The sequence below is a fragment of the Variovorax sp. 01T439_2 genome (assembly GCF_056398445.1).
Window position 1 is genome coordinate 1 of record NZ_JBFTPJ010000064.1, and the last position, 12,199, is coordinate 12,199.

A 12,199-nucleotide genomic window follows, 5' to 3' on the forward strand; every position below is an offset into this window, starting at 1 on the left:
GCTCAGCTCATGGCCTGCACGCTGATGCCGCGCGTGATCGCGCTCTACCGCGAGGCGTTCCCCGACGTCGATGTGCGCTTGGCCGACACGCTGCCCGAGCACCTGCTGGCCGGCGTGACGGCCGGTGACGTGGAGCTTGCGGTGGGACAGGACGTGGCGGTCGACGGCGCCGTCGAGCGCCGCACGCTGTTCCGCGACCGCCACTGGCTGATCTGCCCGCCCGGCCACGCCTTTGCGAAGCGCCGCAAGGTGCGCTGGCATGAACTCGGCCCCTACACCTTCATCGCGCCCACGCGCGACTTCCGCCAGCGCGTGCTGCCCGAGCTCGCGCCGGCCGAGCGCGAGCTCATGCTGCGCCCGGGCACCCAGGAGGTGTCGTACATGACCACCGCGCTCGGCATGGTGGCCTCGGGGCTCGGGCTCACGGTGTGCCCGACCTATTCGGCGCCGCTGGTGCGCGCCCACGGCCTGCAGATGGTGCGGCTCGAATCGCCCGACTTCCACCGCGAGGTGTGCATCTACAGCGCGGCGCGGCGCACCCTGTCGCCGGCTGCCGCGAGCTTTGTCGAGATCCTCGAGCGCCATGCCCGGACGCAGCCCAAGGCCGGATGAAAAGCATCGGCGGGCCGCACGAGGCGCATAGAGCGGCGCCGGGGCCAAACCTACAACGCGCATCCGCGCCTCGGTGCCCTGCATCCAGCTGGCGCTCGACGCCGGCGCCGCCGTGATGGTGACCTCGCACCTGGGCCGCCCGACCGAAGGCGAATTCAAGCCCGAGGACTCGCTCGCCCCCGTCGCCAAGCGCCTGGGCGAGCTGCTCGGCCGCGAAGTGCCGCTGGTCGCCAACTGGGTCGACGGCGTCGACGTGAAGCCCGGCCAGGTCGTGCTGCTCGAGAACTGCCGCGTCAACAAGGGCGAGAAGAAGAACGACGAGGCGCTCGCGCGCAAGCTCGCCGCGCTCACCGACATCTACGTGAACGACGCCTTCGGCACCGCCCACCGCGCCGAAGCCACCACCTACGGCATTGCGCAGTTCGCCAAGGTGGCGGCGGCCGGCCCGCTGCTCGCGGCCGAGATCGACGCCATCACCAAGGCGCTGGCCCAGCCCAAGCGGCCGCTGGTGGCCATCGTGGCGGGCTCCAAGGTCAGCACCAAGCTCACCATCTTGAAGAGCCTGTCGGCCAACGTCGACCAGCTGATCGTCGGCGGCGGCATTGCCAACACCTTCATGCTGGCGGCCGGCCTTTCGATCGGCAAGTCGCTGGCCGAGCCCGACCTGGTCGACCAGGCCAAGGCGGTGATCGAAGCCATGCGTGCGCGCGGCGCCGATGTGCCGATCCCGGTGGACGTGGTCACGGCCAAGACCTTCGCGGCCGATGCGCCCGCCACCGTCAAGGACGCGGACTCCGTGGCCGACGACGACCTGATCCTGGACATCGGCCCCAAGACCGCCGCGATCCTGGCCGCGCAATTGCGCAAGGCCGGCACCATCGTCTGGAACGGCCCGGTGGGCGTGTTCGAGTTCGACGCCTTCGCGGGCGGCACCAAGGCCATCGCCCAGGCCATTGCCGAGAGCAGCGCCTTCTCGATTGCCGGCGGCGGCGACACGCTCGCGGCCATTGCCAAGTACGGCATCGAGAAGCAGGTCGGCTACATCTCGACCGGCGGCGGCGCCTTCCTCGAAGTGCTCGAGGGCAAGACGCTCCCGGCTTTCGAAATCCTTGCCAAGCGTGCCGCGGGCTGATTTTTCGCGCCCGCGCCGCGGTGCCCGCTTCCTGTTGTCGCACAAAGTGTATACAGTAGCGGATACAAAATGGAGACAAGCTCAATGATCACGGATCGCCTTCCCCGCCACGCCACCAAGATCGTCGCCACGCTCGGCCCGGCGTCCAACACGCCCGAGCTGCTGGAGCAGATGATCCTGAACAAGGTCAGCGTGGTGCGGCTCAACTTCAGCCACGGCACGGCGCAGGACCACATCGACCGCGCCGCCATGGTGCGCGAGGCGGCACGCAAGACGGGCCGCGAGGTGGCGATCATGGCCGACCTGCAGGGCCCCAAGATCCGCGTCGGCAAGTTCGCGCAGGGCAAGGTCTGGCTCGAGCCGGGCGCCAAGTTCGTGCTCGACGCCTCGCGCACCGAGCCCGGCGACGCCGAGGCGGTCGGCCTCGACTACAAGGACCTGCCGCGCGACGTGCGCCCCGGCGACCGGCTGTTGCTGAACGACGGCCTCATCGTGCTCACGGTCGACGCGGTTCGCGGCGAGGCGGTGCACACCACCGTCAAGCTCGGCGGTGAGCTCTCCAACAACAAGGGCATCAACAAGCAGGGCGGCGGCCTCACCGCCCCCGCGTTGACGGCCAAGGACATGGAAGACATCAAGACCGCGATGAGCTTCCAGGCCGACTACGTGGCCGTGAGCTTTCCCAAGAACGCCACCGACATGGAAATGGCGCGCCAGCTGTGCAACGTGGCCGCGGCCGAGTACGGCCACAAGCCGGGCCTCATCGCCAAGATCGAGCGCGCCGAGGCCATTCCCAAGCTGGAAGAGATCCTGCGCGCGAGCGACGGCATCATGGTGGCGCGCGGCGACCTCGCCGTCGAGGTGGGCAATGCCGCCGTGCCGGCGCTGCAGAAAAAAATGATCCGCATGGCGCGCGACATGGACAAGGTGGTGATCACCGCGACCCAGATGATGGAGTCGATGATCACCAACCCCGTGCCGACGCGCGCCGAGGTGAGCGACGTGGCCAACGCCGTGCTCGACGGCACCGACGCCGTGATGCTCTCGGCCGAAACCGCCTCGGGCCGCTACCCGCTCGAGACCGTGCAGGAGATGAGCCGCATCTGCGAAGCTGCCGAGGCGGCCGAGGACAAGACGCTGGACGCCGACTTCAGCGGCAAGACCTACAGCCGCATCGACCAGTCGATTGCCATGGGCGCGCTGTTCACGGCGCACCACCTGGGCGCCAAGGCCATCGTGGCGCTCACCGAATCGGGCTCCACGCCGCTGTGGATGAGCCGCCACCGCGCGCACATCCCGATGTACGCACTGACCTCGCGCCTGGCCACGCAGCGCCGCATGGCGCTCTACCGCAACGTGCGCCCGCTGCTGATGGATTCGGAGAGCGACCGCGACACCGCGCTCGAGCAGGCCGAAGCCCACCTGAAGAAACGCGGCATCGTGCAGACCGGCGACGTCTACGCCATCACCTGCGGCGAGCCGATGGGTGCCCCGGGCGGCACCAACATGCTGAAAATCTGCCGCGCGAGCTGAGCCCGCTCAGCCGTTGCGGAACAGGAAGCTGTAGGCGTTCAGCGCCGGCACACCGCCCAGGTGCGCATACAGCACCTTCGAGCCGGCCGGGAATTCGCCCAGGCGCACCTTCTCGATCATCCCGTGCATCGACTTGCCCTCGTACACGGGGTCGGTCAGCATGCCTTCCAGGCGCGCGCAGAGGCGGATCGATTCGAGCGTGCCTTCGTTGGGCAAGCCGTATTCTGGTCCGCCGAAGCGGCGGTCGAGCACCACGTCCTTGTCGGTGATGTCGCGGCCCAGCTCGACCAGCTCGGCCGTGCCCTTGGCAATGCGCACGATCTGCGCGAAGGTCTGCTCGGGCTTGGCCGAGGCGTCGATGCCGATCACGCGGTCGGCCCGGCCGTCGGCCGCAAAGCCCACCACCATGCCGGCCTGCGTGCTGCCCGTGACCGAGCAGGTCACGATGTAGTCGAACTTGAAGCCCAGCTCGGCCTCCTGCTGCCGTACTTCCTCGGCAAAGCCGACGAAGCCCAGGCCGCCGCGCGGATGCTCCGAGCAGCCGGCCGGAATCGGAAAGGGCTTGCCGCCGGCCTTGCGCACGTCGTCCATGGCCTCTTCCCAGCTCTTGCGGATGCCGATGTCGAAGCCCGCGCTGTCCAGCCGCACGTCGGCGCCCATGATGCGGGACATCTCGATGTTGCCGACGCGGTCGTACACCGCATCGGAATAGTTGACCCAGTTCTCCTGCACCAGCACGCACTTCAGGCCCAGGTGCGCGGCCACCGCCGCCACCTGGCGCGTCTGGTTCGACTGGATGCCGCCGATCGACACCAGCGTGTCGTAGCCGCCCTCGAGCGCCTCGGGAATCAGGTATTCGAGCTTGCGCGTCTTGTTGCCGCCGAAGGCCAGGCCGCTGTTGCAGTCCTCGCGCTTGGCGTAGAGCTCGACCTCGCCGCCCAGGTGGGCGCTCAGGCGCTTGAGCGGATGGATCGGCGTGGGGCCGAAGGTGAGCGCGTGGCGCGGGAATTTCTTCAGGTTCATCGGTGCTGCTCCAGGAAAGGGATGCCATCGATCGTAGGAAGAAGCCGCCGAAACGTGCTTGCAAACTTTGGTGGAATTGCGGCGCAAAAAAAGACAAGATCGGGAGATCAGATCTTTTTGATTTGCCAATATCCCAATGAGCACAACAAAATTGCGTACCACGCCGGCGCAGGCGGCCGAAGCGGCAGCGGAGCTCGACCGCACCGATCGCGCGATCCTGCGCGCCCTGCAGCGCGATGCCTCGGTGTCCAACGTGGCGCTGGCCGCCAAGGTCAACCTGAGCGCGCCGGCCTGCCTGCGCCGCGTGGAGCGGCTCAAGGCCGCGGGGCTCATCAAGGGCATCGTGGCGCTGCTCGACGCCCAGGCGCTCGAGCTCGGCATGCTGGTGATGATCGGCGTGGTGCTCGACCGATCCACGCCCGATTCCTTCGCCGATTTCGAGAAGGCCGCGCAAAAGGTCTCGGGCTGCCTCGAATGCCACGTGGTCACGGGCGAGTTCGACTACTTCATGCTCGTGCGAACGCGCGACAACGACAGCTTCAACCGCCTGCATGCCGAGCAGCTGCTGTACCTGCCGGGCGTGCGGCAGATCCGGACCTTCGTGGTGCTCAAGCAGGTGCTGTCGACCACACAGCTGCCCATCTAGGAGCGCCCGCGCCGCGTGTCAGTGCCGTCCCACAAGGGGGCTCGATAGAATTGGGGCAGTTTTCTCTCGTCTTTCCGCCTTCTTTTTCCCCTATTTCCGCGAGGTATTTCCCATGGCACTCGTCTCGATGCGCGAACTGCTGGACCACGCAGCCGCCAACGGCTACGGCATTCCGGCCTTCAACGTCAACAACCTCGAACAGGTCCAGGCCGTGATGGAGGCCGCCAAGGAAACCGGCGCTCCCGTCATCCTGCAKGCCAGCGCCGGTGCCCGCAAATACGCCGGCGAAGCCTTCATCAAGCACCTGATCCAGGCCGCGATCGAGCAGTACCCGAACATCCCGCTGGTCATGCACCAGGACCACGGCCAGAACCCGGACGTCTGCAAGGGCGCCATCGACCTGGGCTTCAGCTCGGTGATGATGGACGGCTCGCTCGAGGCCGACGGCAAGACCATTGCCAGCTACGACTACAACGTGGACGTCACCAAGAAGGTGTCGGACATGGCCCACCGCCTGGGCGTGACCGTCGAAGGCGAGCTCGGCTGCCTCGGCTCGCTCGAAACCATGAAGGGCGACAAGGAAGACGGCCACGGCACCGACGACACCATGACGCGCGAGCAGCTGCTCACCGATCCCGAGCAGGCCGCCGACTTCGTCAAGCGCACCCAGATCGACGCGCTGGCCATCGCCATCGGCACCAGCCACGGCGCCTACAAGTTCACGCGCGAGCCCACCGGCGACATTCTGGCGATCGACCGCATCAAGGAAATTCACCGCCGCATTCCCAACACCCACCTGGTGATGCACGGCTCGTCGAGCGTGCCGCAGGAGCTGCTGGCCATCATTCGCCAGTACGGCGGCAACATGAAGGAAACCTACGGCGTGCCCGTGAAGGAAATCCAGGAAGCCATCAAGCACGGCGTGCGCAAGATCAACATCGACACCGACATCCGCCTGGCCATGACCGGCGCGGTGCGCAAGTTCCTGGCCGAGAACCCCGAGAAGTTCGACGCCCGCGAATGGCTCAAGCCCGCGCGCGAAGCCGCCAGGCTGATCTGCAAGCAGCGCTACATCGAGTTCGGCTGTGAAGGCCAGGGCGCCAAGATCAAGGGCGACACGCTGCAGGTGGTCGCCGCCAAGTACGCCAAGGGCGAACTCGCGCAAGAAGTGGTCTGAAGACAAACTTTTTCCGCGAATCGCAGGCCACCGTTCGCGGTGGCTTTTTTCTGCGCGCACAATCCGTTTTCCCCCGTCACCCGTTTCCGCACAGCAGCACCGTTCCATGACCACCGTCCACACCTCTTCCATCCAGAGCCTGCCCCTGCTTGCGCGCGGCAAGGTGCGAGACAACTACGCCGTCGGCGAAGACCGCATCCTGATGGTCGCGAGCGACCGGCTCAGCGCCTTCGACGTGATCATGGGCGAGCCGATCCCGGGCAAGGGCGAGATCCTCACGCAGATGGCGCTGTGGTGGTTCGACCGCCTCGGCCAGCTGTGCCCCAACCACCTGACGGGCGAAGCGCCCGAGAGCGTGGTCACGCCCGAAGAAGTGCCGCAGGTCACCGGCCGCTCGATGCTGGTCAAGCGCCTGACGCCGATCCCGGTCGAGGCCGTGGTGCGCGGCTACCTGGCCGGCAGCGGCTGGAAGGAATACCAGGAAAGCCGTTCGGTCTGCGGCGTGCCGCTGCCCGAAGGGCTCACCAACGCCAGCAAGCTGCCGCGCCCGATCTTCACGCCCGCCGCCAAGGCCGCGGCCGGCGAGCACGACGAAAACATCAGCTACGACCGCGTGGTCGAGATCGTCGGCCCCAAGCTGGCGCAGCAGATCCGCGAGACCAGCCTGGAGATCTACGAAACCGCCGCGCAGATCGCGCTGGGCAAGGGAATGATCATTGCCGACACCAAGTTCGAGTTCGGCCTGGACGAGGCCGGCACGCTGGTGCTGATGGACGAGGTGCTCACGCCCGACAGCTCGCGCTACTGGCCGGTCGAGGGCTACCAGGCCGCGCTGGCCGCGGGCGCCAATCCGCCGAGCTACGACAAGCAGTTCGTGCGCGACTGGCTCGAAGCCACCAAGATCAACGGCAAGCCCTGGGACAAGACCCCGCCGGCGCCGCGCCTGCCGGCCGAGGTCATCGAAAAGACCGCGGCCAAATACCGCGAAGCGCTCGAGCGCCTCACCGGCTGAGGAAAAGGAAAACGGCTGGCCGCTTCAGCGGCTCGCCGAATTCAGCGTGGCCACGGTCCGCCCGCTCGCGTCGAGCAGCGCCTGGCGTCCCGGGCCGGCCAGGCGATAAGTTGCGGTGGTCTGCAGCGCCGATATGAATTGCGCCTCGTTGGCGCCGCGCACCGGGTCCGCGCAGGCCATGCGGGTCGAAGCCAACTGGCCGATGCGCAGCGTGATGCCGCTGCGCGTGAACGACCCCGACACGCGGTTGCAGCCGCCGGTTCCGCTGACGCGACCGCTGCTGCGGTCGAACTGGATCTGCGCTTCGCCGCCGGACGCCACGGGCTCGTCGCCCAGTTGCACCAGGCGCCAGACCGGCCCCTCGATCGGCTCGTCGAGGCTGATGCCGCTGCCGCAGCCGGCCAGGGCGGCGGCCATCAGTGCGGACGCGAAAACGGAAAGCGCGATGCGGGCGCGGTGGCGGGCGGGAAAGCGCATGGCCGGGGTGTCCTTCTTCTCAATTGCAACAAGTTGAATCGCCGCCATCGTATGCGAGGCCGCCCCGGCTCGCCAAGATGCGTGCGCCTGCCGCAATCGGCCGCGCTTGCCCGGCTCAGCTCAGCACGACGCTGCTGAGCCGGCGGCGGTAGGTGGCCACCACCGGATCGTCCGGCGGAATCTGGCCGTCCGCCACCTTCACCTTGGGCGGCTCGATCAGGTCGAGGATCGCGATGTAGGTCTTGCGCGCGAGCTCCTCGTTCCAGGCCTTGTCGCGCATCAGGATCTCGAGCAGCTCGTCCATGGCGTCGGTCCAGCGCTGCCCGGCCATCAGCAGGCGGGCGCGGCCGAAGCGGGCGTCGAAGTCGCGCTTGCCGGCGGCGATCTTCGCGTCGAACTCGGCGATGGCGGGCGCGGCACCCGAGGCCGGCGCCGCAAAATCGATGGCGTCCATCCAGCGCTGCAGCGAATCGAAGCGGCGCACCAGCGTGGTCCTGGCGATCACCGGCGCGAACGCCACCTTGGCATCGTCGATGCGGCCCATCTGCAGCAGCAGCTTGACGTAGTCGAAGCGCGCATCGTCGTTGGCCGGGTCGGTGGCCACCGCATGCTGCAGGCGCTCGAGGGCGCCCTCGGTGTCGCCTTCGGCCAGCGCTTCCTGGGCCGCGGCCTCCTGGGAGGCGGCTTCGACCTGCTCGGCCGCGGGCACGTGCTTGTCGAGGAATTCGCGGATCTTGTCGGCGGGAATGGCGCCGACGAAGCCGTCCACCGGCTGGCCGTCCTTGAACATCACGCAGAAAGGGATGCTGCGCACGCCGAACATTTCGGAGAGCTGCGACGAGATCTGGGGCACCTTGTCGGCGTCCAGCTTGGCCAGCGTGAAGCGCCCGGCGTACTCGGTTTCGAGCTTTTCGAGCACCGGGCCGAGCTGCTTGCACGGTCCGCACCATTCGGCCCAGATGTCGAGCAGCACCGGCGTGGCGACCGAGCCTTCGATCAGTTCAGCCTGAAAATTTTCGAGAGTGATGTCGATCATCGGGAACAACTGGGGGTGAAACGTAAAATTGGAACCATGAACGAAACCATTCAGGTCGGTGTAGTGATGGGCTCGAACTCCGATTGGGAGACGATGCGCAACGCGGTCGAGATTCTCCAGCAATTCGGGATCCAGCACGAAGCGAAGGTGGTCTCGGCCCACCGGATGCCCGATGCGCTCTTCGCCTATGCCGAAAGCGCCGCCGGGCGCGGGCTGGCCGCGATCATCGCGGGCGCGGGCGGCGCCGCCCACCTGCCGGGCATGCTGGCCGCCAAGACCACGGTGCCGGTGCTCGGCGTGCCGGTGGCCAGCCGCCACCTGCAGGGCGTCGACTCGCTCTACAGCATCGTGCAGATGCCCAAGGGCGTGCCGGTGGCCACCTTTGCCATCGGCAACGCCGGGGCCGCCAATGCGGCGCTGTTCGCGGTGGCCATGCTGGCGGTGAACGACCCGGCGCTGCGGGCGCGGCTCGATGCCTTCCGCGCCGCGCAGACCGCCGCGGCCGAGGCCATGGCGCTGCCGCCGCCGGCGGCCGATGCCGCCGCCGTGTCGCCGTTCTCGCCGCAGGGCGGGGGTGCGCTGTGAACCACAACGGCAACGGCCTTCCCATTCTTCCGGGCGCCACGCTCGGCGTGCTCGGCGGCGGCCAGCTGGGCCGCATGTTCGCCCACGCCGCCCAGCGCATGGGCTATTTCACGGCCGTGCTCGACCCTGACGCCGACAGCCCCGCCGGCCGCGTGAGCCACCACCACATCCACACCGACTACGCCGACGTCGACGGCCTCGCGCGGCTCGCGGGCCTGGCCGATGCGGTCACCACCGAGTTCGAGAACGTGCCGGCGCCCTCGCTGGAGAAGCTGTCGGTGGCCCGGCCCGTGGCCCCCGACGCGGGCGCCATCGCCATCGCGCAGGACCGCATCGCCGAAAAGGCCCATTTCACGCGCTGCGGCGTGGCCTGCGCACCCTATGCGGTCATCGAGACCGCGGCCCAGCTCGCCGCGGTGGAAGATGCGCTGCTGCCCGGCATCCTCAAGACCGCGCGCCTGGGCTACGACGGCAAGGGCCAGCAGCGCGTGTCCACGCGCGCCGAACTGGTCGACGCCTGGCAGGCCGCGGGCTGCGTGCCCTGCGTGCTCGAAAAGCTGCTGCCGCTCGAATTCGAATGCTCGGTGATCGTCGCGCGCGGCCGCGACGGGCAGCTGGTGCACTTTCCGCCCCAGCGCAACCTGCATCGGGACGGCATCCTGGCCGTGACCGAGGTGCATGCGCAGAACATGCCCAAGACCGTGGCCCAGGCGGCCATCAACTCGGCCAGGAGCATTGCGACCGGGTTGGACTACGTGGGCGTGCTGTGCGTGGAGTTCTTCGCGCTGGCCGACGGCTCGCTGGTGGTGAACGAAATGGCGCCCCGGCCGCACAACAGCGGCCACTACACCATGGAAGCCTGCGACGTATCGCAGTTCGAGCTGCAGGTGCGCACCCTCGCGGGCCTGCCGCTGGCCGCGCCGCGCCAGCACAGCCCGGCGATCATGCTGAACCTGCTGGGCGACCTGTGGTTCACCGCGGGCGGCGACAAGCCGGTGGCGCCGCGCTGGAGCGACGTGCTCGCGCTGCCCGGCGTGCACCTGCACCTCTACGGCAAGATCGAGCCGCGCCGCGGCCGCAAGATGGGCCACCTGACGCTCACCGGCGCCACGCTCGAAAACGTGCGCGCCGCGGCCTCCCAGGCCGCCACCGTGCTCGGCCTGCCGGCGCTGTCGGCGGCCGACTTCGCATGATCCTCGACGGCCAATCTCCGCAAGCCATTGCCGAGGCCGTGCGTGTGCTGCGCGCGGGCGGGCTGGTCGCGTTCCCGACCGAAACCGTCTACGGCCTGGGCGCCGATGCCACCAGCGACATGGCGGTGGCCGGCATCTTCAAGGCCAAGGGGCGGCCGGCCGACCATCCGCTGATCGTCCACGTGGCGGCCGGCATCAAGGGCACCGAGGCGCTGTCGCGCTTTGCGCAGCCGCTGCCGCCCTTCGCCCAGAAGCTGGTGCAGGCCTTCTGGCCCGGCCCGCTGACGCTGATCGTCACGCGCCAGCCCGGCGTGGCGGCCGCGGCCGCCGGCGGGCAGGACACCATCGGCCTGCGCTGCCCCTCGCATCCGGTCGCGCAGGCCCTGCTCGAGGCCTGCGCCGAGCAGGGCGTGCCGGGCCTCGCGGGCCCGAGCGCCAACCGCTTCGGCCGCGTGAGCCCCACCACCGCGCAGCACGTGCATGACGAGTTCGGCGATGCGCTGACGGTGATCGACGGCGGCGCTTGCGAGGTCGGCATCGAGTCGACCATCGTCGACTGCAGCCGCGGCGCGCCCGTGCTGCTGCGCCCGGGCCTGATCACGCGCGCGCAGATCGAGGCCGCCGCGGGCGAGCGCCTGAGCAACCGCGAGGTGCTCGAGACGCCCGATCCGCGCGCCTCCGGCACGCTCGAGGCGCACTATGCGCCGAACGCCAAGCTGCGGCTGATGGATGCCAAGGCCATCCAGGCCGGCCTCGATGTGCTCGGCCCGGGCGCAGCCCACATCGCGGTATGGACGCGCGCCGAGGTGCGCAGCCACTCGCAGCGCGTGTTGCAGCGGCGCATGCCGGACGACGCGGCGGCCAGCGCGCACCAGCTGTTCGCGGTGCTGCGCGAGTTCGATGCCGAGGGCGTCAAGCTGATCTGGGTCGAGACGCCGCCCGACACGCCCGAATGGGAAGGCGTGCGCGACCGCCTGCATCGCGCGTCCATGGGCTGACCCCCGGTCTTCGCTGCTAGCCGCCGGCGGCCAGTACGCCCTGGAAGAAGCCGCGCGCCGAAGCCAGGCAGAACGGCGGCACCAGGCTGCCGTGGTAGGCCAGGGTGACGGCCTGCCGCTTGTCGGCGTCGCTGCCCGGGGTGTTCTGCGCGAGGGTGCTCTTGGCCTGCGCGAAGCCGGCGCGCGCGGCGGAGTACGAGTCGGTGGTGCCGGAATCCTCCAGGTCGACCACTGTCAGCGCGGCGGCAGGCATGCCGCGGGCGCGGAAGTAGCCGGCGGTGGCGCGGGTGCTCAGGAAGTTCACGGTCGGATCGTTGGCGCCGCCGCACATGAGCACCGGCCGCGTCGGCAGCCAGGTGCGCAGGTCGTTGGCGCGCGCCGCCTTGCGAAAGCCCACGGCCGGCCTGCAATCGAGCGGCGAGGTGGTGCTCAGCGAGGCCGCCGTGGCGGGCAGCGCATTGCCGGGGCAGGGGTTCGCCTGGATGTCGCCGGCCGCCTGCGTCAGGTAGCTCTGGCGGATGAGGTTGTTGGCGCCGTAGAAGATCGACAGCTCCGGGCTCACCGGGCCCGGCGTCGCACCCGCGGGGAAGAGCGCGAGCTGCGGCAGCTTGCCGTTGGCATACAGCGTGGTGATGGGCGTGAGGCTCGGCAGCAGGGTGTCGATGCCGGTGGCGTACTGCGACTCGTAGATGTCGCTGGTGCTGCCGTAGACATCGCCGAACTGCTGCTGCCAGCTGGCCGAGAGCAGCGGCACGAAGAGCGTGCTGCCGAGCGC

General features: G+C 68.9%; 11 protein-coding genes and 2 pseudogenes. 9 read left to right on the forward strand and 4 right to left on the reverse strand.

Annotated elements, in window-relative coordinates; genetic code table 11:
* The 3 genes and pseudogenes from AC1DOC_RS05110 to pyk form a co-directional block, all read left to right on the forward strand.
* On the forward strand, positions 1–612 hold a 612-nt coding region (locus AC1DOC_RS05110), incomplete at its 5' end, for a LysR substrate-binding domain-containing protein (protein ID WP_478129488.1).
* A 55-nt stretch (positions 613–667) separates the two neighbouring features.
* Positions 668–1,744, forward strand: a pseudogene (locus AC1DOC_RS05115) (phosphoglycerate kinase); the annotation flags it as partial.
* Positions 1,745–1,828: 84 nt separating this feature from the next.
* Positions 1,829–3,277, forward strand: coding sequence for a pyruvate kinase (pyk, locus tag AC1DOC_RS05120; RefSeq protein WP_062364063.1), 1,449 nt, complete (start codon positions 1,829–1,831; stop codon positions 3,275–3,277).
* 6 nt (positions 3,278–3,283) lie between these two features.
* Here pyk and AC1DOC_RS05125 read toward each other — a convergent pair whose 3' ends face one another.
* Positions 3,284–4,300 (reverse strand): 1-aminocyclopropane-1-carboxylate deaminase, encoded by a 1,017-nt coding sequence (locus AC1DOC_RS05125; protein ID WP_418146245.1) that lies wholly within the window; start codon positions 4,298–4,300, stop codon positions 3,284–3,286.
* Positions 4,301–4,436: 136 nt separating this feature from the next.
* On the opposite strand from AC1DOC_RS05125, the gene AC1DOC_RS05130 reads away from it, so the two are divergent.
* From AC1DOC_RS05130 to AC1DOC_RS05140, 3 genes are all read left to right on the forward strand, one after another.
* On the forward strand, positions 4,437–4,946 hold the full coding sequence (locus AC1DOC_RS05130) for an Lrp/AsnC family transcriptional regulator (protein ID WP_436037435.1): 510 nt from the start codon (positions 4,437–4,439) through the stop codon (positions 4,944–4,946).
* 112 nt (positions 4,947–5,058) lie between these two features.
* The gene (gene fba, locus AC1DOC_RS05135; protein ID WP_478129489.1) at positions 5,059–6,123 is read left to right on the forward strand and encodes a class II fructose-bisphosphate aldolase; all 1,065 of its coding nucleotides are present in this window, start codon (positions 5,059–5,061) and stop codon (positions 6,121–6,123) included.
* Positions 6,124–6,229: 106 nt separating this feature from the next.
* The gene (locus AC1DOC_RS05140) at positions 6,230–7,135 is read left to right on the forward strand and encodes a phosphoribosylaminoimidazolesuccinocarboxamide synthase (RefSeq protein ID WP_015867835.1); all 906 of its coding nucleotides are present in this window, start codon (positions 6,230–6,232) and stop codon (positions 7,133–7,135) included.
* A 24-nt stretch (positions 7,136–7,159) separates the two neighbouring features.
* Here the strand turns inward: AC1DOC_RS05140 and AC1DOC_RS05145 are convergent, their stop codons facing one another.
* Complete coding sequence (locus AC1DOC_RS05145) at positions 7,160–7,612, reverse strand: META domain-containing protein (protein WP_478129490.1); 453 nt, start codon at positions 7,610–7,612, stop codon at positions 7,160–7,162.
* A gap of 115 nt (positions 7,613–7,727) precedes the next feature.
* Positions 7,728–8,648, reverse strand: coding sequence for a tetratricopeptide repeat protein (locus tag AC1DOC_RS05150; protein ID WP_369663768.1), 921 nt, complete (start codon positions 8,646–8,648; stop codon positions 7,728–7,730).
* A gap of 36 nt (positions 8,649–8,684) precedes the next feature.
* Between AC1DOC_RS05150 and purE the strand changes: the two genes are divergently transcribed.
* From purE to AC1DOC_RS05165, 3 genes are read left to right on the forward strand one after another with little or no spacing between them, the layout of a single operon-like run.
* On the forward strand, positions 8,685–9,233 hold the full coding sequence (gene purE, locus AC1DOC_RS05155) for a 5-(carboxyamino)imidazole ribonucleotide mutase (RefSeq protein WP_478080585.1): 549 nt from the start codon (positions 8,685–8,687) through the stop codon (positions 9,231–9,233).
* Positions 9,230–10,426 carry a 5-(carboxyamino)imidazole ribonucleotide synthase gene (locus tag AC1DOC_RS05160; protein ID WP_015867831.1) on the forward strand — a complete coding sequence of 399 codons (1,197 nt, stop codon included), beginning with the start codon at positions 9,230–9,232 and terminating at the stop codon, positions 10,424–10,426. The genes purE and AC1DOC_RS05160 overlap by 4 nt, the downstream gene beginning before the upstream one ends.
* Positions 10,423–11,424 (forward strand): L-threonylcarbamoyladenylate synthase, encoded by a 1,002-nt coding sequence (locus AC1DOC_RS05165; RefSeq protein WP_018905203.1) that lies wholly within the window; start codon positions 10,423–10,425, stop codon positions 11,422–11,424. The genes AC1DOC_RS05160 and AC1DOC_RS05165 overlap by 4 nt, the downstream gene beginning before the upstream one ends.
* 16 nt (positions 11,425–11,440) lie before the next feature.
* Here AC1DOC_RS05165 and AC1DOC_RS05170 read toward each other — a convergent pair.
* A pseudogene (locus AC1DOC_RS05170) lies at positions 11,441–12,199 on the reverse strand (alpha/beta hydrolase); the annotation flags it as partial.